Source organism: Variovorax sp. OV329 (genome assembly GCF_900114785.1).
Lineage (GTDB): Bacteria > Pseudomonadota > Gammaproteobacteria > Burkholderiales > Burkholderiaceae_C > Variovorax.
The window spans coordinates 67,448-87,736 of the sequence record NZ_FOUG01000013.1; the positions used below are offsets into that span (position 1 = coordinate 67,448).

Consider the following 20,289-nt stretch of genomic DNA (forward strand, 5'->3'; position numbering starts at 1 on the left):
TAACCCGATGGCCGTATACCTCAAAGGTATTTTGCCGGACCCAATCGATATTGGACCAAAGCGCTCGTGGAAACGAACATTCCACCCATGAACACGAGCCCCACCATCCAGTCCATCGAGGCCATCCTGGTCGACCTGCCGACCATCCGTGCCCACAAGCTGGCGATGACCACCATGATGCGCCAGACGCTCGTGATCGTGCGCCTTCTGTGCAGCGACGAGATCAGCGGTGTCGGCGAGACCACCACCATCGGCGGCCTGGCCTATGGCGACCAGAGCCCCGAGAGCATCAAGAGCGCCATCGACACCTACATCGCCCCGCTGCTGGTCGGCACGGATGCGACCCGCATCAACGGCGCGATGCAGCGCGTGTCGGCCTCGGTGCAGGGCAATTCGTTCGCCAAGTCGGCCGTGGAGATCGCGCTGCTCGACGCGCAGGCCCAGCGGCTGGGCCTGCCGGTGCACGCGCTGCTCGGCGGCGCGGTGCGCGATGCCCTGCCGGTGCTGTGGACCCTTGCCAGCGGCGATGCCACGCGCGACGTCGACGAGGCCCTCGCATTGATCGAGGCGCGTCGCCACAAGGTCTTCAAGCTGAAGATCGGAAGCCACCCGCTGGCCGACGACCTGGCCCATGTGCAAGCCATCCGCCGCGGCCTGGGCGAAGAGGTGATGCTGACCGTCGACGTCAACCAGGCCTGGGATGAGCCCACCGCCGTGCGCGGCGTCGCCGCACTCGAGGCCATCGGCGTGAGCCTGATAGAGCAACCCGTGGCGCGGCGCAATCGCGGCGCCCTCCGGCGGCTCGCGGCCCGCTTCGACGTGGCCATCATGGCCGACGAGGCGGTGCACGACGCCACCGACGCCTTCGACCTGGCCGCCGATGCCGCGGCCGATGTCTTCGCACTGAAGATCTCGCAAGCGGGTGGCCTGTGGCCCACGCTGCGTGCCGCGGCGGTGGCCGATGCGGGCGGCATGGGCATCTACGGCGGCACCCTGCTCGAAGGCAGCATCGGCAGCATTGCCGCGGCGCATGTGTTCGCGGCCTGCCCGACGCTTGCCTGGGGCACGGAGCTGTTCGGCCCGCTGCTGCTCAAGGATGACGTCGTCGTTAAGCGCCCCGAGTTCCGTGACTTCGAGTTGCAGTTGCCCCAGGTGCCAGGCCTGGGCGTGCAGCTCGACCTCGACAAGCTCGCCTTCTACCGCCGCGACCGCGCGTCGCAACCCGTTGCCGTCACTGCCTGAGGACCACCATGCTCTTCCACGTCGAAATGACCGTCCGCCTGCCGCACGACATGCCGAAGGCTGAAGCCGAGCAACTCAAGGCGCGCGAGAAGGAAATCGCCCAGGGCCTGCAGCGCGATGGCGTCTGGCGCCACCTGTGGCGCATCGCCGGCCGCTACGCCAACGTCAGCGTCTTCGACGTGGCGGACAACGCCGCGCTGCACCACACGCTGATGACGCTGCCCCTGTTTCCCTACATGGACATCGTCGTGCAGCCGCTGTGCCGCCACGGCTCTTCCATCCGGCAAGACGACCGCTGATCCCATCCGAAGCACCCGACCCACCCCACCGAACCCACGACCCGAAGGAGACAACCATGAGCGACCTGACCCAAACCCAGCTACTGCAACGCGTGAAGCACTCGAACCGGCCCAACGGCAACCCGCGCGTGCAGAAGATCAGCGCACGCATCGTCGGCGACCTGTTCCGCGCCATCGATGAGCTGGACATCCAGCCCGACGAGTTCTGGGCCGGTGTCGACTGGCTCTCGCGCCTGTGCTCGGGCGGCCAGGCCGGGCTCATCACCGCCGGCCTGGGCTTTGATCGCCTGCTGGACATCCGCCTGGACGAAGCCGACGAGCGCGCCGGCCGCAACGCAGGCACGCCGCGCGCCATCGAAGGCCCGCTCTACATCGCCGGCGCGCCGCTGTCGAAGTACGAGACGCGTGTCGACGAGGCGGGCGAGGCGCAGCGCGGCGAGACGATGGTCATGGAAGGACGCGTGGTCGATGTGAACGGCCAGCCCGTGGCCGGCGCGATCATCGACGTCTGGCACGCCAACGAGCTGGGCCGCTACTCGCACTTCGACCCCGACCAGGCCGAGTACGCCCTGCGCCGCCGCATCGAGACCGATGCGCAGGGCCGCTACCGCTTTCGCAGCTTCCTGCCGCCGGGCTACGCAATTCCGCCGAACAGCCCGACCTCCGAGCTGTTCAGCGCGATCGGCCGCCATGGCAACCGTCCGGCCCACATCCACTTCCTGGTGGTCGCACCCGGGCTGCGCACGCTGACCACGCAGGTCAACGTGCCGGGCGACAGCTTCATCGACGACGACTTCGCCTTCGCCACGCGCGACGGCCTGATCCTCAAGCTGGAGAAGAACACGTCCGCCAAGGGCTACGAATCGCTCGGCGTGAAGGAGCCCTTCACCCGCGTGCCTTTCGACTTCGTCATGCAGCCGGCCGCCGACGAAAGCGAAGCGGCGCCCCAGGCCCGCGTGGCACGCGCACTCGCCTGAGCTGAGGCCCACCACTCCTGCGCCGGCGCGAGCCGACCGGCCAGGAGCTCTTTCCCAACTCCGATCGTCGATGGTGAAGCAGCGCGCTTCGGCTTTGCGACGACCCCCTTTGCAGCGAATCGCCGCCCAACGCCCCCTGGAGACCCCATGATCCCCATCTACCCCGTGCAGACCACCAGGCTCGCCCAGCTGGACGCCTTGCTCGAAGACGATCCGGTCAAGCAAGTGCACCGCCTGGACCGCTCCGTGTTCACCGACGAGCAGTTGTTCGACCTGGAGATGAAGCACATCTTCGAGGGCAACTGGGTCTACCTCGCGCACGAGAGCCAGATCCCCAACGTCAACGACTACCTGACCGTCTACGTGGGCCGCCAGCCGGTGGTCATCACGCGGAGCAAGGACGGCAAGCTCAACGCCCTGGCCAACACCTGCACGCACCGCGGCGCGATCCTGTGCCGCCACAAGAAGGGCAACAAGTCCAGCTTCACCTGCCCCTTCCACGGCTGGACCTTCAGCAACGCCGGCAAGCTGCTCAAGGTGAAGGACAACAGCGCCGAGGCCGGCTACCCGCCGAGCTTCAACTGCGAGGGCAGCCACGACCTGACCAGGCTGGGGGCCTTCGAGAACTACCGCGGCTTCCTGTTCGGCAGCGTCAATCCGGACGTCGTACCGCTCGCGGAGCACCTGGGCGAGGCGGCCAAGATCATCGACATGATCGTGGACCAGTCGCCCGAGGGCCTGGAGGTGCTGCGCGGCGCATCCACCTACACCTTCGACGGCAACTGGAAGCTGGGCGCGGAGAACGGTGCCGACGGCTACCACGTCTCGTCGGTGCACTGGAACTACGCGGCCACTACCAGCCGCCGCAGCAGCGACGGCAAGGTCGACACCGTGAAGGCCATGAACGCCGGCAAGTGGGCGCAGCAGGGCGGTGGCTCCTACACCTTCAAGCACGGCCACCTGCTGCTGTGGACCAACTGGTCGAACCCGGAAGACCGGCCGCTGTATGCGCAGCGCGGCGAATGGATCGAGAAGTTCGGCGAGGCGCGCGCGGACTGGATGCTGGGCAAGTCGCGCAACCTGTGCCTGTACCCCAACGTCTACCTGATGGACCAGTTCAGCTCGCAGATCCGCATCGTGCGGCCGATCGCGGTGAACAAGACCGAGGTGACGATCTACTGCATCGCACCCAAAGGTGAAGCGCCCGAAGCGCGCACGCGGCGCCTGCGCCAGTACGAGGACTTCTTCAACGCGACCGGCATGGCCACGCCCGACGACCTGGAGGAGTTCCGCTCCTGCCAGCACGGCTACGGCGCGCGCGCCGTGAAGTGGAACGACATGAGCCGCGGCGCCACGCACTGGATCAAGGGGCCGGACGCCACCGCCGACCTGATCGGCCTGAAGCCGGACATGAGCTGCATCAAGACCGAGGACGAGGGCCTGTACATCGGCCAGCACGAGTACTGGCTCGCGACCATGAAGAAGGCCTATGGCGCCGAGCAGGGTGAGTTGACGGAAGGAGCGCTGTGATGCTGTCCTACCAAGCCCTCCAGGCCTTCGTGTACTCGGAGGCGCGCGCCCTGGACGAGAGCCGCTGGGCCGACTGGCTCGCCTGCTACGCCGACGACGCCGAGTTCTTCATGCCCTCCTGGGACGACGACGACCGCCTCACGACGGACCCGAGCAACGAGGTCTCGCTCATCTACTACCCCGACAAGCAGGGGCTGGAAGACCGGGTGTTCCGCATCCAGACCGAGCGCTCGAGCGCCACCATGCCCGACACGCGCACCGGCCACGCGATCAACAACCTCGAGGTGCTGTCGCAGGACGAGAACGAGTGCGTCGTCAGTTTTAACTGGACCACCCACAGCTTTCGCTACGACATCGTCGACGTGTACTTCGGCAGCTCGCAATACACGTTGGACACGCGCGGGGAGAAGCCGCTGATCAAGCGCAAGTACGTCGTGCTGAAGAACGACTACATCCACCACCTGCTCGACATCTATCACATCTGACCCCTGGGGACAGGAGACAAGCCATGACCTACAACATTGCATTGCAGTTCGAGGACGGTGTGTCGCGCATCATCCCGTGCGAGCCCAACGAACTGGTGGCCGACGCGGCCTACCGCGCCAAGATCAACATCCCGCTGGACTGCCGCGACGGCGCCTGCGGCACCTGCAAGTGCCACTGCGAAAGCGGCAGCTTCACGATGGGCGACTACATCGAGGACGCGCTGGCCGACGACGAGGCGGCTAACGGCTACGTGCTGACCTGCCAGATGAAGCCCACCTCGGATTGCGTGGTGCGCGTGCCGGCATCGTCGGCCGCGTGCAAGACGGAAGTCGGCACGCACGGCGGCAAGCTGGCGCGGATCCAGCGCGATTCGTCCACCACGGTGAGCTTCCAGCTGCAGGCGGAGCGGCCACTGGCCTTCCTGCCCGGCCAGTACGTCAACCTGATGGTGCCCGGAAGCAAGCAGACGCGCTCCTACTCGTTCAGCTCCGCCCCGAACTCCAGCGAGCTCTCGTTCCTGATCCGCGACGTGCCCGACGGCCTGATGAGCACCTACATGCGCAGGACGGCCCAGCCGGAGGACTTCATGATGTTCACGGGGCCCTACGGAAGCTTCTACCTGCGACCCGCCGTGCGCCCGATCCTGATGCTCGCGGGCGGCACCGGCCTGGCCCCCTTCCTGTCGATGCTGCTGTGGTTGAAGGACAATCCGACCGGCCAGCCGATCCGCCTGGCCTACGGCGTGAACGGCGACGAGGACCTGGTCGAGCTCGACACGCTTGCGGCGCTGAAGGCCAGCCTGCCCGACTTCGACTATTTCACCTGCGTGGTGGACGAGGACAGCGCGCACCCCAGGCTGGGCTACGTCACCAGCCACCTGTCGGGCGACGACCTCCACGAGGGCAATGTCGACGTGTACGTCTGTGGTCCGCCGCCGATGGTGGAGGGCGTGCGCAAGTGGATGGCGGGCATCGGCGTCGCGCCCAGGAGCTTCCACTTCGAGAAGTTCTCCTCGTCCAACGAGGCGGTGCCAGCATGAGCCCCGGTCGCTTCGGCAACAAGGTGGTCATCGTGACCGGTGCGGCCCAGGGCATCGGTCGCGGCGTGGCACTGCGGGTGGCGGCCGAAGGCGGCACGGTGCTGGCGGTCGATCGCGCGGGCATCGTCCACGAGGTGGTGGCCGAGATCGAGGAGGGTGGCGGCAGGGCATTGGGCTTCCAGGCCGACCTGGAGACGCTTGCCGGTGCGCAGGCCATGGTCGCGCAATGCCTGGCGCAGTTCAAGCGCGTGGACGTTCTCATCAACAACGTCGGCGGCACGATCTGGGCCAAGCCTTTCGAGCACTACGAAGAGGCGCAGATCGAGGCCGAGATCCGGCGCTCGCTCTTCCCCACGCTGTGGTCCTGCCGCGCGGTGCTGCCCTTCATGGTGAAGAAGAAGCGCGGCGCCATCGTCAACGTGTCGTCCGTCGCGACGCGCGGTGTGCACCGGGTGCCCTATTCGGCGGCCAAGGGCGGCATCAACGCGATGACCGCGTCGCTTGCCATGGAGCACACGCGCAACGGCATCCGCATCAATGCCACCGCGCCGGGCGGCACCGACGCGCCGCCGCGCCGGGTGCCCCGGAATGCATCGAAGGCCAAGGCCACTCGCCAGGAAGCCGCCTGGTACCAGGGCGTGGTCGACCAGACGGTCGACTCCAGCCTCATGCACCGCTACGGAAGCATCGAGGAGCAGGTCGCGCCGATCCTGTTCCTCGCCTCCGACGAAGCCTCCTACATCACCGGCACCGTCGTGCCCGTGGGTGGCGGCGATCTCGGCTGACGCGCCTGGCGCCGGCCACCCAGTCACTTCCTGAACAGCGAGACCCCACCATGCGCGAGATCGACCTTCACAAGCTGGCCGACGAGGCCCGCTTCAATGGCTTCCACCGGCTGGTTCTCTTCTGGTGCGCCCTGATCATCATCTTCGACGGCTATGACCTGGCGGTCGCCGGGATCGCGCTTCCGTCGATCATGAAGGAGATGGGCGTGAGCCCGACCAACGCCGGCTTCATGGTCAGCTCGGCGCTGTTCGGCATGATGTTCGGCGCGATCTTCCTGGGCACCATCGCCGACCGGATCGGCCGGCGGCGCGCCATCGTGATCTGCGTCGCGCTTTTCAGCGTCTTCACCGCGGCGGCGGGCCTGACCCACGAGCCGGTCAGCTTCAGCGTGATGCGCTTCCTGGCCGGCCTGGGCATCGGCGGCGTGATGCCCAACGTGGTCGCGCAGATGACGGAATACGCGCCGCGCCGCATTCGCAGCACCATGGTCACGCTGATGTTCAGCGGCTATGCGGTCGGCGGCATGCTGGCCGCGTTGCTCGGCAAGGGCCTGCTGGAAGCCTATGGCTGGCCCTCGGTGTTCCTGGCGGCCGGGCTGCCGGTGCTGCTGGTCCCGGCGATCCTGAAGTCGATGCCCGAGTCGATGCCCTTCCTCATCAAGTCGCAGCGGGTGGAGGAGTTGCAGCGGCTCGCCGCGCGCCTGGACCCAGCCTATCGGCCGAGCGCCGGCGACCGCTTCGCCCTGCCGCGTGAAGACAAGGCCGCCAGCGCACCGATCGGACGCCTGTTCCAGGAAGGCCGGGGCTTCAGCACCGTGATGTTCTGGGTCGCCTTCTTCATGTGCCTGTTCATGGTGTATGCCCTCAGCTCGTGGCTGACCAAGCTGATGGCCGGCGCCGGCTACAGCCTGGGCTCGGCCCTGACTTTCGTGCTGGTGCTGAACTTCGGCGCCATGGTGGGGGCGGTGGGTGGCGGCTGGCTCGCGGACCGTTTCCACATCAAGTACGTGCTGGTCGGCATGTACGCCCTGGCGGCGGTGTCCATCACCCTGCTGGGCTACCGCGTGCCGACGGAGATTCTGTTTCTCCTGGTGGGCCTGGCGGGCGCGTCGACCATCGGGACGCAGATCGTCACCTATGCCTACGTGGGGCAGTTCTACCCGATGGCGGTGCGTGCCACCGGCATCGGCTGGGCGTCCGGCGTGGGGCGCAGCGGCGCGATCCTGGCGCCGATCGTGATCGGCAGCCTGGTGGGGCTGGCGCTGCCTCTGCAGCAGAACTTCATGGCCATCGCGATCCCGGCCGTCATCGCGGCCGTCGCGGTGGCACTGATCAACCATGGACGCTCCACGGGTGCGCAGAAGGCGGCCGCACCTTCCATGGTGGCGAAACCCGCGGTAGCGGCCAAGTAGCTGGCGGCCATGCAGTTTTCAACGTTCGACATGCTTCGGTGGTTGCGCGCGATTGCAAACGCCATCTGGCGGCAGGTGGAGGCTTTCGGCCGATTGATCGACGAGGGAACGCCTCCGGTCAAGGACCGCCGGGACTAGACCCGCACTGTCGCTGCGCGGACCCTCGGCGATGCGCATGTCGGGCGCGCCCTGGCTCAGGGCGTTCCGGACACCGCGACCGTCTGGCCGGTGATGTAGTTGGATTCGGGCGAGCAGAACAGGTACACCGCGCCCGCTGCTTCCTCGGTCGTGCCGGCGCGGCCCAGCGGGCAGCGTTGGGCGTGCGTGGCCAGCAGGTCGGGGCTGATGCCAATGCGGATGTCGCGGCCGTCGATCTTCACCGTCGCGCCTGCCTTGGCGTCGGCCGAGGTCATGCGGGTCAGGATCAGGCCGAAGGCCACCGCGTTCACGTTCACCTTCAGGCGGCCCCACTCGCGCGCCAGCGCGCGGGTCATGCCGGTCACGCCGGCCTTGGCGCCCGAGTAGTTGATCTGTCCCGCGTTGCCCTGCAGGCCCGATACCGAAGAGATGTTCACCACCTTGCGGAACACCTCGCGGCCCTCGGCCGCCTCGGCCGCTGCCTTCGCCTTGATGACGGGATAGGCCGCGCGGAGGATTCGGAAGGGTGCCGTCATGTGGCAGTCCAGGATGGCGTACCACTGCTCGTCCGTCATGCGCTGGATCACGTCGTCCCAGGTGTAACCGGCGTTGTTCACGATGATGTCGATGCCCTTGTACGCATCGACCGCCGTCTTGACGTAGCGCTCGGCAAAGTCCGGCGCCGTCACGCTGCCCACGCAGGCCACGGCGTCGCCGCCGGCGGCCTTGATCATCTCCACCGTCTCGTTCGCCGGATCCGCGTCCAGGTCGTTGATGACGATGCGCGCGCCTTCGCCGGCGAGCTTCAGTGCGATGGCCTGGCCGATGCCGCGGCCCGAGCCGGTGACCAGGGCCACCTTGCCTTCGAGTTTCTGGGTCATGTCTTTGTCTCGTTTGAATGAACAGGTGGAATCAGGGCGCCACGATGGCGTCACCCACCACCTTGATGTCGCCGTACTGGTTGGCCGTCTGCACCTCGAGCTTCACGCGCTGCTCGCCGTCGACCTCGAACTTCTGCACCACCTTGCCGGTGCAGGTGATCTGGTGGCCCAGGTGCGTGATGCCCTGGAAGCGCACGCCGAAGCTGCGGATCTGGCGCTGGTCCGCCCACTGCGTGAGCAGCCGGCCCAGGTACGCCATGGACAGCATGCCGTGCGCGAACACGTCGGGCATGCCGGCCTTGCGGGCGTAGTCGGTGTCGATGTGGATGCGGTTGTGGTCGCCCGAGGCGCCGGCGAACAGGGCCAGCGTGGTGCGGTCGATGGCCGGCAGCGCCAGCGGGGGCAGGGTGTCGCCCACCTTCAGGTCGTCGAAGCGGATCTTGGTCATGTTGCTTGTCCTTCCTTCACCCGTTGCGCTGCACCAGGATGCTTCGCAGGTCGGCCACGTGCTCGCCCTTCTGGTTGCTCACGCGGGTCTCGCGCACCACGAAGTCCAGCGCACCGTTCTTCTTGTCGTAGATGTCGGCGATGCGGCTCTCGTACTGCAGGGTGTCGCCGGCGTAGGCCATTCGGTGATAGGTGAACTGCTGCTCGCCGTGCAGGATGCGCGAGGGCTCGATGCCCAGCTCGCCGCGCCAGCCGGCCGACGATTGGGTGAACTCCAACGAGAAGAAGAAGGTGGGCGGCAGCGGCAGGCCGGGGTGGCCCGCGTCGCGCGCGGCCGAGTCGTCGAAGTAGACCGGATCGGTCTCGCCGATGGCCTTGGCGAAGAAGCGCAGCTGGCCGGCCTCGGCCACCGCCTTGAAGCCCGGCAGCTGCTTGCCGATGTGTTTCTTGTCGATCATCTCTGGGGTGCTCCGATGCTTGCTTCTTCAGGCCGATGCGCGCTTGAGGATGGTCACCACGCCCGCGCCGCCCAGCCCCAGGTTGTGCTGCAGCGCGACCTGCGCGTTGCCCACCTGGCGTGCATCGGCGCTGCCGCGCAGCTGGTGCGTGAGTTCGTAGATCTGCGCCAGGCCGGTGGCGCCCAGCGGGTGGCCCTTGGACAAGAGGCCGCCCGAGGGGTTGACCACCCATTTGCCGCCGTAGGTGTTGTCGCCGTCGGCCACCAGCTTGGGGCCTTCGCCCTCGGGGCACAGGCCCAGCGCTTCCATGGTGATCAGCTCGTTCTGCGCGAAGCAGTCGTGCAGCTCGATGACGTCCACGTCCTGCGGGCCCACGCCGGCCTGCTCGTAGGCCTGGTTGGCGGCGGCGCGGGTCACGTCGGCGCCCACCACGCGGATCATGTCGCGCGTCTCGAAGCTGCTGGGCGTGTCCGTGGTGAGCGACTGGCCGGCGATGAACACATCGGTGCGCAGGCCGCGCTTTCTCGCGAAGTCCTCCGAGACGATCAGCGTCGCGGCCGCGCCGCAGGTGGGCGGGCAGGCCATCAGGCGCGTCAGCACGCCGTCCCACAGCATGGGGGCGTTCATCACGTCCTCGGTGCTGACGACGTTGCGGAACACGGCCAGCGGGTTGTTGGCCGCATGCCGGCTGGCCTTGGCGCGGATGGCTGCGAAGGTCTCCAGCTTCGTGCCGTACTTCTTCATGTGCGCCATGCCGGCGCCGGCGAACTGGCGGATCGCATTGCTGGGCAGGTCGTTGCGGCCCACCAGCTCGTCCACGATCGCGTTGGCGCGCTCCAGGGCGCTGGGGCGGTCGGTGTAGGCGGACTTGAGCGCGCCGGGGTTCATCTCCTCGAAGCCCACGGCCAGGGCGCAGTCGACCGCGCCGCTCTGCACCGCCTGGCGTGCCAGGTACAAGGCCGAGGAGCCGGTGGCGCAGTTGTTGTTGACGTTGAGCACCGGGATGCCGGTCATGCCCAGGTGGTACAGCGCCTTCTGGCCGCAGGTGGAGTCGCCGAAGACGTAGCCGGCGTAGGCCTGCTGCACGTCGGTGTAGGCCAGGCCGGCGTCTTCCAGCGCCTGGCGCACGGCCTGGGCGCCCATCACGTCGTAGCGCTCGCTGGTGCCCGGCTTCTTGAACTGGATCATGCCGACGCCGGCGACGAAGGTCTTTCGTGTCATGGGAATCTGTCTCCTTGGATGGATCTGCGTGAAATGGGAGGAGGGCGCGCCCTCAGAGCTTTCGCGAGATCAGCTCGCGCATCACTTCGCTGGTGCCGCCGTAGATGCGGTTCACGCGCGCATCGACGAAGTCGCGGGCCACCGGGTACTCCAGCATGTAGCCGTAGCCGCCGTGCAGCTGCACCATCTCGTCCAGCGCCTTGCCCAGCGCCTCGGTGGCATAGAGCTTGGCGATGGCCGACTCTTCCAGCGTGAGGCGGCGGCGCATGTGCTCGCCCAGGTAGTGGTCGATCATCAGCCTCACCGCAATCGCCTGGGCCTTGATGTCCGCGAGCTTGAAGCGCGTGTTCTGGAAGTCCCACACGGTCTGGTCGAAGGCCTTGCGCTGCTTCACGTACTCCACCGTCAGCTCGAGCGAGCGCTCCAGGCGCGCGGCGGCGCCCACGGCGATGGCGAAGCGCTCCTGCGGCAGCTCCCCCATGAGGTAGCCGAAGCCCTTGCCTTCCTCGCCCAGGCGGTTGGCCACCGGCACGCGCACGTTGTCGAAGAAGAGCTCGGCCGTGTCCTGCGCGTACTGCCCCAGCTTCTTGAGCTTGTTCCCGCGCCGAAAGCCCGCGCGGGTGGTCTCCACCGCGATGAGCGTGATGCCCTTGGCGCCGGCGCTGGTGTCGGTCTTGCACACCACGATCACCAGGTCGGCAGTCAGGCCGTTGCTGATGAAGGTCTTGCTGCCGTTGATGACGTACTCGTCGCCTTCGCGAACGGCGGTGGTGCGCACGGCCTTCAGGTCGCTGCCGGTGCCCGGCTCGGTCATGGCGATGGCCAGGATCAGCTCGCCGCTGGCGGCGCCGGGCAGCCACTTCATCTTCTGCTCCTCGTTGCCGATGCGCAAGATGTAGGGCGCGATGATGTCCGAGTGCATGCCGAAGCCCAGGCCGCTCGCACCCGAGCGGGCCACTTCCTCGTTGAACACGGTGGAGTGGCCGAAGTCGCCGCCGCCACCACCGTATTCCTCCGGCAGGGTGACGCACAGCAGGCCCTCGCGGCCGGCCTTCAGCCAGGTCTCGCGGTCGACGAAGCCGGCCTCGTCCCATTGCGCCTGGCGCGGCAGGCATTCCTTGTCGAGGAAGCGGCGCGCGGTGTCTCGGAACATCTCGTGGTCTTCACGGAAGACGGTGCGGGTGATGTGCACGGAAGGATCTCCTGGTGTCTTGTCTCTGTCCGTCGAGTGTGGGCCGGGCCCTGCGGCAGGCCACCACCTGCGATGGGTGGCAAGGGCGCTCAGGCGTCCTGGCGGTCCCAGTCGTAGGCCGCCGGCCTGCCGCCTAGGAAGGCATCGATGGCCTGCGCATGGAAGGGTGCGGCCGATGCCACCGCCTGGGCCTGGCTCTCCATCTCAGCCAGGGTAGCGTACGGCGTCTCGAAGCTCCTGTTGAACAGGTTCTTCGTCAGGCCCAGGGCCTCGCGCGGGCCGGCGGCAAGACGGCCGGCCATGCGCAGCGCCTGCGCCTCCAGATCCTCGGGCGCATGGATGGCCAGGACGATACCCAGGTCGCGCGCTTCCTGCGCGCCGACACGGCGCGCGGTCAGCGCCAGCTCCTTGGCCCGCGCCATGCCGACCACGCGCGGCAGGAAGTAGAAGGCGCCCAGGTCGGGCACCAGCCCCACCTTGGCGAAGGACATGCAGAACACCGCGCGGGTGGAGGCCAGCACGAAGTCGGCGGCCAGCGCGATCGAGAAGCCCGCGCCCACGGCCGGCCCATCCACCGCGGCGATCACCGGCACTTCCAGCGAACGCAGCCGCTCCATCCAGACGTGGCCGGCCTGCAGGCGCCGGCGCATCGCGTCGGGCGAACGGGCCTCGGGGTCCTCGGCGTTGCGCAGCGCCTGCAGCGACTTGAGGTCACCGCCCGCGCAGAAGCTGCCGCCCGAGCCGGAGATCACCAGGGCGCGGATGCCGCGGTCCGACTCGACCTGCGCGAGCATGTCCTGGTAGTCGGCGCGCAGTTCCATCGACAGCGCGTTGCGCGCCGAGGGCCGCTGGTGGGAGAAGTGCGCGACGCCGTTCGCAACCGAGAGTTGCGACTCGCGCAGGACGGTGGTGGCCTGGCTCATGGAAGGATCCTGTGGGGTTGAACCCCATGATCCGGCCCGCTTCGGCCGCGCGGCGCCACCCGCGTCGGGTAGCGCCGAAGCTGCTAGCTGCCCAGCCCCAGGTCGCGCGCGCGGGCCACGGCCTCGTCGCGGCCGGTCACGCCCAGCTTGCTGTAGATGCGGCTGAGGTGCCACTTCACCGTCTCGGGCGAGAGGCCGAGGGCGCGGGCGATCTTCTTGTTGGGCATGGCCTGCAGCAGCAGGCGCAGCACCTCCACTTCGCGCTCGCGCAGCGGCTCGATGGTGGCCGCGGCGGCGGCATGGCCGCCCGCGGCCTGCACTTCCAGCGGCGAGGCCTGGTTGGCCTGCAGCCGCTCGACGTAGAAGGCGAGCACCGGGTCCAGCGCCTCGATCTGCGCCACCTCGCCGATCAGCTTGCGCGACGCGAGGTCCGAATCGAGCAGGGTGCGCATGAGGCCCAGGCGATGGCCGCGGCGCAGGGCCTCCACCGCCTTCTCGCGCGCGGGGCCGGCGCGCCCGCGCCTGGCGTCGATGACGGCGCTCTTGAGCAGCACGGCCGCCGCCATCCGCTGGCGGCCACGCGCCTCGCAGCGGGCGAAGAGCGCGGCGAGGCCGGTGGCCGCGCCGTCCAGGTCGCCCTGCATGGTGGCGATCTGCAGGCGGGCGCGGTCGGCCATGTCGCTGATCTCGCCCAGCGCGCTCTGCTGCGCGTTGGGGTGGCGTGCATCCACCTCTTCCAGGCGCGCCATCTCGGCCTCGGCCGCAAGGGTCTCGCCGGCCACGATGCGGAACTGCACCTGGTCGGCCAAGCTGTAGGCCAGCAGGCGATCCAGGCCGTTGCGCAGGGCGTAGTCTTCCAGCCGCTCCAGGTAGGCAAAGCATTCCAGCCGGTTGCCCGCCAGCCAGTGCGCGGCCGACAGCAGGCGCATGGCGCGCAGCACCGCGTCGGGGATGGCCATGCGCTCGAGCACATCGAGCTTGTCCTCGATCAGGGCGCGCGCTGCCTGCGTGTCGTTGAGCTCGTAGAGCACGTCGCTGAGCAGCGCGATGGTGAAGTAGTAGGTCTCCGCGCAGGCGCGGCCGCATTGCTCGGCGTCGGCGATCACCGCGCGGTAGATGCGCTCGGCCTGCGTCATGTGGCCCTCCAGCGCATAGCTCAGGCCCACCAGCGCGCGGCCGTGCATCGGGCCGCCGACGGTGCTGGACAGCGGCATGCCGTTGACCATGTGCCGCGAGGCCTCGGCCTGCACCCGGCGTGCCTTCTCGTACTCGCCCCGGTGCATGTAGAGCCAGGTGAGCATGTTGTCGCGCCCGCCGCGGGCCAGCGCATCCGCGTGCTCGGGCGTGGCCAGGATGTCGGGCAGCAGCGCCATCGCGCTGTCGGTGTCGTCGCGCTGCACGGCCAGGGCGCAGCGCAGCATCGCGATGTTGAAGCGCTGGTCGGTGTCGCTGCCCTCCAGGTCGCGCTCCATCTGGTCCACGCTGCGGGTGCAGGCATCCAGCTCGCGCAGGTACAGCTGCGAGCGCGCCAGCCACAGGCGCAGGCCGAAGCGCTTGCGCACCTGCTCATCGGGCAACTCGCGCAGCAGCGCGATCAGCTGCCGGCGCTCGCCGCGCGCGAAGATCGACAGCGCACGCTGCTCCACCAGTTCGGCCGCGTCTTCCGCCTGGCCGGCCTGCACCGCGTGGCGCACCGCCTCGTCCAGCAGGCCGTGGTCGCGGAACCAGGTCCAGGCGCGGGCATGCACCTCGCGCCGGCGATCCGCGGGCAGGACGGCGAAGCGGGCCAGCAGGGTCTCGCGCAGCAGGGGATGCAGGCGGTACCAGGTGTCGGCCTCGCGGCCTTCGGTGGCCACCACGAAGAGGTCCTCCGCCTCCAGACGGGCCAGCAGTTCCATGGCCGCTTCCACCGACTGCGGCTGGCCGACGAGGGCGGCGCACAGCGCGGCGTTGAAGCGGCTGCAGGGAGCCAGGCTGGTGAGGGTTTCCAGCGCCTCGGGCGGCAGGGCGGACAGCACCTCCTGCTCGAAGAAACGGGTGAAGGCCTCCACGTCGCGGATGGGAGCGCGGGCCGTTGGCTCGGGCTGGGCCGCGGCTCCGGCGGGGTGCTTCTTCTTCCACTCCACGCACAGCAGCTGCAGGCCGGCCACCCAGCCGTCGGTGAGCTCGTGCATCTGGCGCAGCGTGCGCGCGTCGAGCTCGCCCACCTGCGACTTCACGAACTGCTCGGTCTCCGCGGGCGAGAAGCGCAGCTCGCGCAGGCCCACCTCCAGGACCTGGCCCTGAGCACGCAGCCGGTCCAGCGACAGGCGAACCGTGCCGCGCGAGGACAGCGCCAGGTGCAGGTTGGGTGGCGCGTAATCCAGCAGCCATTCGAGCGCTGTCAGGATGTCGGGATGCGTCAGGTGGTGCAGGTCGTCCAGCACCAGCACCAGCCCGCGCGGATGGGCGGCCACGCCGCGCACCAGCGAGATCACCAGGCGTTCGACCGCGTCGGCATCGAGGCGCTCGCCGCCCAGCAGCACGGCCTCGCGCACGATGGCCGCGTCCACCTGCGCCAGGCTGGCCACCAGCGCATCGAGGAAGCGGGCCACCTCGTTGTCCTCGGGCGTGATCGACAGCCAGGCCAGGTCGAAACCCAGCGGCACCAGCACCTGCCGCCAGGCGGCCAGCAGGGTGGTCTTGCCCGAGCCGGCGGGCCCGGCGATCACGATGCACCGGCGCCGGCGTGAATCGGCGAGGCGCGACATGAGCGGCTCGCGGGCGATGAAGCGCTGAGTGCTGCGCGGCGGGGCCAGCCGGGTGCTCGCGGGGCCCTGCAGCCCGCCGGCGCCAGCGGCCTGGGTCGAATCCCGCCTCGACGAACTGCGTGTCATCCTGCTCCTGGGTCCCCGTTTGACTTGCGCCTGATCCGCCGATTCGCTGCGTGGCGGACCGGGAGGCGCTTGTGGACGGGGATTGTGCAATACCGACCCGGGTCCAGAAAGCGGACCGCCACCGGATTCGGGTGGCGCCATGGCCCCACCCCCACGGGTCTACTGCTTCCATCGAGGCGCATGACGCCTTCCACAAGAGCGATGGAGACAAGGCGATGGGTGTTCTGTCCGGCATTCGGGTACTGGAGTTCGAGGCGATCGGCCCCGGGCCCTTCGGCGCCATGCTGCTGGCGGACATGGGTGCCGACGTGGTGCGCGTGGACCGCCCCGTCGCGCCGCCGGCCCAGGTGCCGCGCGGTCCCGAAGCCGTGCACATCGACGTGGTCGGGCGCGGCCGCCGCTCCGTCACGCTGGACCTGAAGAACCCCGAGGGCGTGGATGCCGCGCTGGATCTGATCGAACGCGCCGACGTCCTGATCGAGGGCCTGCGCCCGGGCACCATGGAGCGGCTGGGCCTGGGCCCGGAAGCGGCGCTGGCACGCAACCCCAAGTTGGTCTACGGCCGCATGACCGGCTGGGGACAGAACGGCCCGCTGGCCCACAGCGCGGGCCATGACATGAACTACATCGCGCTGTCGGGCGTGCTCTGCGCGATGGGCACGCAGGACAAGCCGATCGCACCGCTGAACCTGCTGGGCGACTACGGCGGTGGCGGCATGCTGCTGGCGCTGGGCGTGGTCTCGGCCCTGCTGCACGTGCAGCGCGGCGGCACCGGGCAGGTGGTGGATGCCGCGATGGTCGAAGGCGCGGCGCAACTGGGCTCGCTGATGTGGGGCCTGCTGGCGGCCGGCCACTGGAAGGAGGGGCGGGGCAACAACCTTCTGGATGGCGGCGCGCCCTGGTACGACACCTACCGCACGCTCGACGGCCAGCACATGGCGGTGGGCGCGGTGGAGCCGCAGTTCTATGCCGAACTGGTGCAGAAGCTGGGCCTGGCCGATGCCGGCCTGCCGAAGCAGCACGACCGCGGCAACTGGCCTCGGCTTCGCGAAGCCTTCACCCAGGCCTTCGCCAGCCGCACGCGCGAGGAATGGACCCGGATCTTCGACGGCAGCGATGCCTGCGTGGCACCCGTCCTGGGCTTCGCCGAGGCGCCGCTGCATCCGCACAACCGGCAACGCGGCAGCTTCGTGGAGCTGGACGGCGTGCTGCAGCCCGCACCCGCGCCGCGCTTCTCCGCCACGCCCTCCGCTCTGAGCACGACGGCGCCCCGGCGCGGTGAACGCGGTGCCGCCGCCCTGCGCGACTGGGGCTTCGACGCGCAGGCCATCGAGCGGCTGCGCAGGCAGGGCCTCGGCTTCGCCGACGCACAGCAGCCAGAAGGAGCCTGAGCATGGCCCTGCTTCGCCAACGCCTGTTCGAAGTGCGCGCCGCCGCCGGGCGCGGGCCCTTCGATCCGCTGCCGATCAACGGGCGCGACCTGCCGCAGGAGCGCGCTGCCCGCACGTCACCCTCCGCCACGCGACGCAGCACGGCGCGCAACCTGCGCGTGCTCAGCAAGGCCGTGATCCACCAGCTCATCTGAACGACCATGACTTCCCACGCCTACATCGTCTCCCCGCTGCGCACGCCCATCGGCAAGTTCGGCGGCAGCCTGTCCTCCATTCCCGCCGCTGACCTGGCCGCCCACGTCATGCGCGCCGTGCTCGGGAAGTGCGGCCTGCCGCAGGAGCGCATCGACGAGGTCATCCTCTCCCAGTCCTACCAGTCCAGCGAGGCGCCCTGCATCGGCCGCTATGCCGCGGGCGTCGCAGGCCTGCCCGACGAAGTGCCCGGCTACACGGTGGACCGCCGCTGCGGCTCGGGCCTGCAAGCCGTCATCGATGCCTCCATGCAGGTGCAGACGGGCAATGCCGACGCCATCCTCGTCACCGGCGTGGAGAGCATGAGCAACATCGAGTACTACTCGACGAGCATGCGCTGGGGCGCGCGCCTGGGCGACGTGAAGCTGCACGACCGCCTGGACCGCGGCCGCGCCAACTCCCAGCCCGTGAGCCGCTACGGCGAAAGTTCGGGCGCTGCCGAATCCACCGAGATGATCGTGCGCGAGTACGGCATCACCCGGGAAGAATCGGACCGCTGGGCGGTGCGCAGCCACCAGCGGGCCACGCAAGCCTGGAACGAGGGCCGCTTCAGTGACGAAGTGGTGCCCGTGCCCGTGCCGCAGAAGAAGGGCGAGCCCAAGCTCTTCAGCCGCGACGAAGGCATCCGTGAAGAAGTCGACTACGAGGCCATGAGCCAGCTGCGCCCCCTCATGAAGGGCGGCACGGTCACGGCCGGCAACGCGAGCCAGCAGAACGATGCGGCCGCGGGCTGCCTGGTGGTGTCGGAGCGCTACGTGAAGGAATTCAAGCTGGAGCCGATGGCCCGCCTGGTGGGCTGGGGCGCCGCGGCGGTGCATCCGATGCGCTTCGGCCTGGGCCCCGTGCCGGCGGTGGCCAAGCTGATGCAGCGCACCGGCCTGACGCTGGCCGACATGGACCTGATCGAGGTCAACGAGGCCTTCGCCGGCCAGCTGCTGTGCTGCCTGCGCGAATGGAAGCTGGAAGGCGACGAGCGCGTGAACGTCAACGGCTCGGGCATCTCGCTGGGCCACCCCATCGGCGCCACCGGCGTTCGCATCCTGACTTCGATGCTGCACGAGATGAAGCGCCGCCAGGCCCGCTACGCCCTGGAAACCATGTGCATCGGCGGCGGGCAGGGCCTGGCCGCGGTGTTCGAGCGCGCCTGAGGCCCACAAGGAAAAGAGCAAGACATGAGCACCGCAATCAAGGCGCAGGAAGCGCCCGCACCTTTCCAGCAGCCCTGGCGCGAGCGCGACGGCCGCACCGTGCTGCTGGCCGCGCGCCTGGCGGGCCGGCACGGCCTGCATTTCCCGCCGCTGCCGCCCACCTCGCCGCTGCTGGCCGGCGGCGAGATCGTGGAGATCGACTCGACGCCCACGCTCTACAGCTTCACCGTCGTGCACGCCAGCCCCAAGGCCGGCAAGCCTCCCATGGCGCTGGGCCTGGCCGACTTTCCCGAGGGCCTGCGCGTCTTCGGCCGCCTGGTCTATCCGGAAGGCCGCGCGCCGCGCATCGGCGACCGGCTCAGTCCCTGCGTGACCCAGGCCGACGATGGCCTTGTCTACGCCTTCGAACTGCGGAGCGACGAAGCATGAGCATGAAGACCCCCATCTACATCGGCGGCGTCGCCATGACGCGCTTCGGCCGCCACGAGGCCGGCATGCCCGAGCTGGCGCAGCAGGCCGTGATCGACGCGGCGGCCGACGCCGGCATCGAGCTGGCCGACGCGCAGGCCTTCTACACCGCCAACGTCTTCGGCGGCATGGTGCTGGGCCAGGTGCTGCTGCGCGACCTGGGCCTGCCGGGCCTGCCCATCTACAACGTGGAGAACGCCTGCGCCAGCGGCGCCACCGGCGTGCACCTGGCCTGCCATGCACTGGCTGCGGGCGTGTACGACACGGTGGTGGTGCTGGGCGCCGAGAAGCTCACCGCGCTGGGCGGCGGCGCGCTGCCCATGCAGCGCAACGACTACATGACCGAGCTGTTCACCCGCGCCGGCCTCGCGCTGCCCGCGGTGTACGCCATGCGCGCGCAGCGCTACCTGCACGAGTTCGGCATCGACGCGCAGACGCTGGGCGAGGTGGCGGTGAAGAACCGCTGCCACGGCGCGCTCAACCCGCTGGCGCAGAGTCGCAAGCCCGTCACCATCGACGAGGTGATGAGCTCGCGCATGGTGTTCGACCCGCTCACCCTGCTGCAGTGCTGCCCCTCGGCGGTGGACGGTGCGGCCGCGCTGGTGTTGACCACGAAGAAGCCTTTGCATCGCGGCGCCTCGCCGGTGCGCGTGCTGGGTTCGGCCGTGCAGTCGGGCAAGCTGGAGACGGGCTGCGACGACATCCTGGCCGCCGAGATCACGGCCCGTGCCGCACGCAAGGCCTATGCGCAGGCCGGCGTGCAGCCGGGTGACGTCAACGTCATCGAGCTGCACGACGCCTTCACGATCGCCGAGCTCATCTACTACGACGCCCTGGGCCTGTGCCAGCGCGGCGAGGCGCACGAACTGCTCAAGAGCGGCGCCACCACCCTGGGCGGGCGTGTGCCGGTCAATCCCAGCGGCGGCCTGCTGGCCAAGGGCCACCCGCTCGGCGCCACCGGCGTCGCGCAGATGGTCGAGGCCGTGTGGCAGCTCGAAGGCCGCGCCGGCGACCGGCAGGTCAAGGGCGCGCGCGTGGCGCTGACCCAGTGCACCGGCGGCGGCATCGCCGGCGTGGACCACGCAGCCTCTGCGGTCCACATCCTCGCAACCTGATTTCTCCTT

20 protein-coding genes are annotated in these 20,289 nt (G+C 69.1%); 13 read left to right on the forward strand and 7 right to left on the reverse strand.

All coding sequences use genetic code 11. The features are described from left to right. The first annotated feature begins 87 nt into the window (after positions 1–87). The 8 genes from BM345_RS20450 (at position 88) to BM345_RS20485 (ending at position 7,770) form a co-directional block, all read left to right on the forward strand. Entirely contained in the window at positions 88–1,242 is a 1,155-nt protein-coding gene (locus BM345_RS20450) for a muconate/chloromuconate family cycloisomerase (RefSeq protein WP_093382850.1), read from the forward strand. Between the two features lie 8 nt (positions 1,243–1,250). Further along, positions 1,251–1,541 carry a muconolactone Delta-isomerase gene (catC, locus tag BM345_RS20455; protein ID WP_093382852.1) on the forward strand — a complete coding sequence of 97 codons (291 nt, stop codon included), beginning with the start codon at positions 1,251–1,253 and terminating at the stop codon, positions 1,539–1,541. Between the two features lie 56 nt (positions 1,542–1,597). Further along, the gene (locus tag BM345_RS20460) at positions 1,598–2,518 is read left to right on the forward strand and encodes a dioxygenase family protein (protein ID WP_093382855.1); all 921 of its coding nucleotides are present in this window, start codon (positions 1,598–1,600) and stop codon (positions 2,516–2,518) included. A 147-nt stretch (positions 2,519–2,665) separates the two neighbouring features. Continuing rightward, a complete protein-coding gene (gene benA, locus BM345_RS20465; protein WP_093382858.1) occupies positions 2,666–4,048 on the forward strand; it encodes a benzoate 1,2-dioxygenase large subunit in 1,383 nt (460 codons plus the stop codon). Next, a complete protein-coding gene (benB, locus tag BM345_RS20470; protein ID WP_093382860.1) occupies positions 4,048–4,533 on the forward strand; it encodes a benzoate 1,2-dioxygenase small subunit in 486 nt (161 codons plus the stop codon). The genes benA and benB overlap by 1 nt, the downstream gene beginning before the upstream one ends. A gap of 23 nt (positions 4,534–4,556) precedes the next feature. Continuing rightward, a complete protein-coding gene (benC, locus tag BM345_RS20475; protein WP_093382863.1) occupies positions 4,557–5,573 on the forward strand; it encodes a benzoate 1,2-dioxygenase electron transfer component BenC in 1,017 nt (338 codons plus the stop codon). After that, positions 5,570–6,358: a 1,6-dihydroxycyclohexa-2,4-diene-1-carboxylate dehydrogenase gene (locus BM345_RS20480; RefSeq protein ID WP_093382865.1), complete on the forward strand. Its 789-nt coding sequence runs from the start codon at positions 5,570–5,572 to the stop codon at positions 6,356–6,358. Before benC ends, BM345_RS20480 begins: the two co-directional genes overlap by 4 nt. Positions 6,359–6,408: 50 nt before the next feature. Further along, positions 6,409–7,770 (forward strand): MFS transporter, encoded by a 1,362-nt coding sequence (locus BM345_RS20485; RefSeq protein WP_093382868.1) that lies wholly within the window; start codon positions 6,409–6,411, stop codon positions 7,768–7,770. A 194-nt stretch (positions 7,771–7,964) separates the two neighbouring features. Here BM345_RS20485 and BM345_RS20490 read toward each other — a convergent pair whose 3' ends face one another. The 7 genes from BM345_RS20490 to BM345_RS20520 all read right to left on the reverse strand — a co-directional run bounded on the left by BM345_RS20490 (position 7,965) and on the right by BM345_RS20520 (position 15,906). Further along, the gene (locus tag BM345_RS20490) at positions 7,965–8,789 is read right to left on the reverse strand and encodes an SDR family NAD(P)-dependent oxidoreductase (RefSeq protein ID WP_093382870.1); all 825 of its coding nucleotides are present in this window, start codon (positions 8,787–8,789) and stop codon (positions 7,965–7,967) included. 31 nt (positions 8,790–8,820) lie between these two features. Then, entirely contained in the window at positions 8,821–9,237 is a 417-nt protein-coding gene (locus BM345_RS20495; protein WP_093382873.1) for a MaoC family dehydratase, read from the reverse strand. Positions 9,238–9,253: 16 nt separating this feature from the next. Continuing rightward, positions 9,254–9,694 carry a MaoC family dehydratase N-terminal domain-containing protein gene (locus tag BM345_RS20500; protein ID WP_093382875.1) on the reverse strand — a complete coding sequence of 147 codons (441 nt, stop codon included), beginning with the start codon at positions 9,692–9,694 and terminating at the stop codon, positions 9,254–9,256. Positions 9,695–9,721: 27 nt separating this feature from the next. Beyond that, positions 9,722–10,915, reverse strand: coding sequence for a lipid-transfer protein (locus BM345_RS20505; RefSeq protein WP_093382878.1), 1,194 nt, complete (start codon positions 10,913–10,915; stop codon positions 9,722–9,724). Between the two features lie 52 nt (positions 10,916–10,967). Beyond that, positions 10,968–12,107: an acyl-CoA dehydrogenase family protein gene (locus BM345_RS20510; RefSeq protein WP_093382880.1), complete on the reverse strand. Its 1,140-nt coding sequence runs from the start codon at positions 12,105–12,107 to the stop codon at positions 10,968–10,970. 89 nt (positions 12,108–12,196) lie between these two features. Beyond that, a complete protein-coding gene (locus BM345_RS20515) occupies positions 12,197–13,030 on the reverse strand; it encodes an enoyl-CoA hydratase/isomerase family protein (RefSeq protein WP_093382882.1) in 834 nt (277 codons plus the stop codon). An 83-nt stretch (positions 13,031–13,113) separates the two neighbouring features. After that, complete coding sequence (locus BM345_RS20520; RefSeq protein WP_093382885.1) at positions 13,114–15,906, reverse strand: winged helix-turn-helix domain-containing protein; 2,793 nt, start codon at positions 15,904–15,906, stop codon at positions 13,114–13,116. A 215-nt stretch (positions 15,907–16,121) separates the two neighbouring features. Between BM345_RS20520 and BM345_RS20525 the strand changes: the two genes are divergently transcribed. The 5 genes from BM345_RS20525 to BM345_RS20545 are packed head-to-tail and all read left to right on the forward strand — an operon-like array spanning position 16,122 to position 20,280. Beyond that, positions 16,122–17,297: a CaiB/BaiF CoA transferase family protein gene (locus tag BM345_RS20525; RefSeq protein WP_093382887.1), complete on the forward strand. Its 1,176-nt coding sequence runs from the start codon at positions 16,122–16,124 to the stop codon at positions 17,295–17,297. 2 nt (positions 17,298–17,299) lie between these two features. Next, complete coding sequence (locus BM345_RS20530; protein WP_093382890.1) at positions 17,300–17,491, forward strand: hypothetical protein; 192 nt, start codon at positions 17,300–17,302, stop codon at positions 17,489–17,491. 6 nt (positions 17,492–17,497) lie between these two features. Further along, a complete protein-coding gene (locus BM345_RS20535) occupies positions 17,498–18,697 on the forward strand; it encodes an acetyl-CoA C-acetyltransferase (RefSeq protein WP_093382892.1) in 1,200 nt (399 codons plus the stop codon). A 24-nt stretch (positions 18,698–18,721) separates the two neighbouring features. After that, entirely contained in the window at positions 18,722–19,126 is a 405-nt protein-coding gene (locus BM345_RS20540) for a Zn-ribbon domain-containing OB-fold protein (RefSeq protein ID WP_093382895.1), read from the forward strand. Positions 19,127–19,128: 2 nt separating this feature from the next. Further along, on the forward strand, positions 19,129–20,280 hold the full coding sequence (locus BM345_RS20545) for a thiolase family protein (RefSeq protein ID WP_093382898.1): 1,152 nt from the start codon (positions 19,129–19,131) through the stop codon (positions 20,278–20,280). Positions 20,281–20,289 lie beyond the last annotated feature (9 nt).

Coding starts and splice junctions, on each gene's coding strand:
- BM345_RS20540 (WP_093382895.1), top strand. CDS start 18,722: ATGAGCACCGCAATCAAGGCGCAGGAAGCGCCCGCACCTTTCCAGCAG.
- BM345_RS20450 (WP_093382850.1), top strand. CDS start 88: ATGAACACGAGCCCCACCATCCAGTCCATCGAGGCCATCCTGGTCGAC.
- BM345_RS20545 (WP_093382898.1), top strand. CDS start 19,129: ATGAAGACCCCCATCTACATCGGCGGCGTCGCCATGACGCGCTTCGGC.
- BM345_RS20515 (WP_093382882.1), bottom strand. CDS start 13,030: ATGAGCCAGGCCACCACCGTCCTGCGCGAGTCGCAACTCTCGGTTGCG.
- BM345_RS20485 (WP_093382868.1), top strand. CDS start 6,409: ATGCGCGAGATCGACCTTCACAAGCTGGCCGACGAGGCCCGCTTCAAT.
- BM345_RS20480 (WP_093382865.1), top strand. CDS start 5,570: ATGAGCCCCGGTCGCTTCGGCAACAAGGTGGTCATCGTGACCGGTGCG.
- benB (WP_093382860.1), top strand. CDS start 4,048: ATGCTGTCCTACCAAGCCCTCCAGGCCTTCGTGTACTCGGAGGCGCGC.
- BM345_RS20490 (WP_093382870.1), bottom strand. CDS start 8,789: ATGACCCAGAAACTCGAAGGCAAGGTGGCCCTGGTCACCGGCTCGGGC.
- BM345_RS20530 (WP_093382890.1), top strand. CDS start 17,300: ATGGCCCTGCTTCGCCAACGCCTGTTCGAAGTGCGCGCCGCCGCCGGG.
- BM345_RS20495 (WP_093382873.1), bottom strand. CDS start 9,237: ATGACCAAGATCCGCTTCGACGACCTGAAGGTGGGCGACACCCTGCCC.
- benC (WP_093382863.1), top strand. CDS start 4,557: ATGACCTACAACATTGCATTGCAGTTCGAGGACGGTGTGTCGCGCATC.
- BM345_RS20500 (WP_093382875.1), bottom strand. CDS start 9,694: ATGATCGACAAGAAACACATCGGCAAGCAGCTGCCGGGCTTCAAGGCG.
- BM345_RS20460 (WP_093382855.1), top strand. CDS start 1,598: ATGAGCGACCTGACCCAAACCCAGCTACTGCAACGCGTGAAGCACTCG.
- BM345_RS20525 (WP_093382887.1), top strand. CDS start 16,122: ATGGGTGTTCTGTCCGGCATTCGGGTACTGGAGTTCGAGGCGATCGGC.
- BM345_RS20520 (WP_093382885.1), bottom strand. CDS start 15,906: ATGACACGCAGTTCGTCGAGGCGGGATTCGACCCAGGCCGCTGGCGCC.
- BM345_RS20535 (WP_093382892.1), top strand. CDS start 17,498: ATGACTTCCCACGCCTACATCGTCTCCCCGCTGCGCACGCCCATCGGC.
- benA (WP_093382858.1), top strand. CDS start 2,666: ATGATCCCCATCTACCCCGTGCAGACCACCAGGCTCGCCCAGCTGGAC.
- catC (WP_093382852.1), top strand. CDS start 1,251: ATGCTCTTCCACGTCGAAATGACCGTCCGCCTGCCGCACGACATGCCG.
- BM345_RS20505 (WP_093382878.1), bottom strand. CDS start 10,915: ATGACACGAAAGACCTTCGTCGCCGGCGTCGGCATGATCCAGTTCAAG.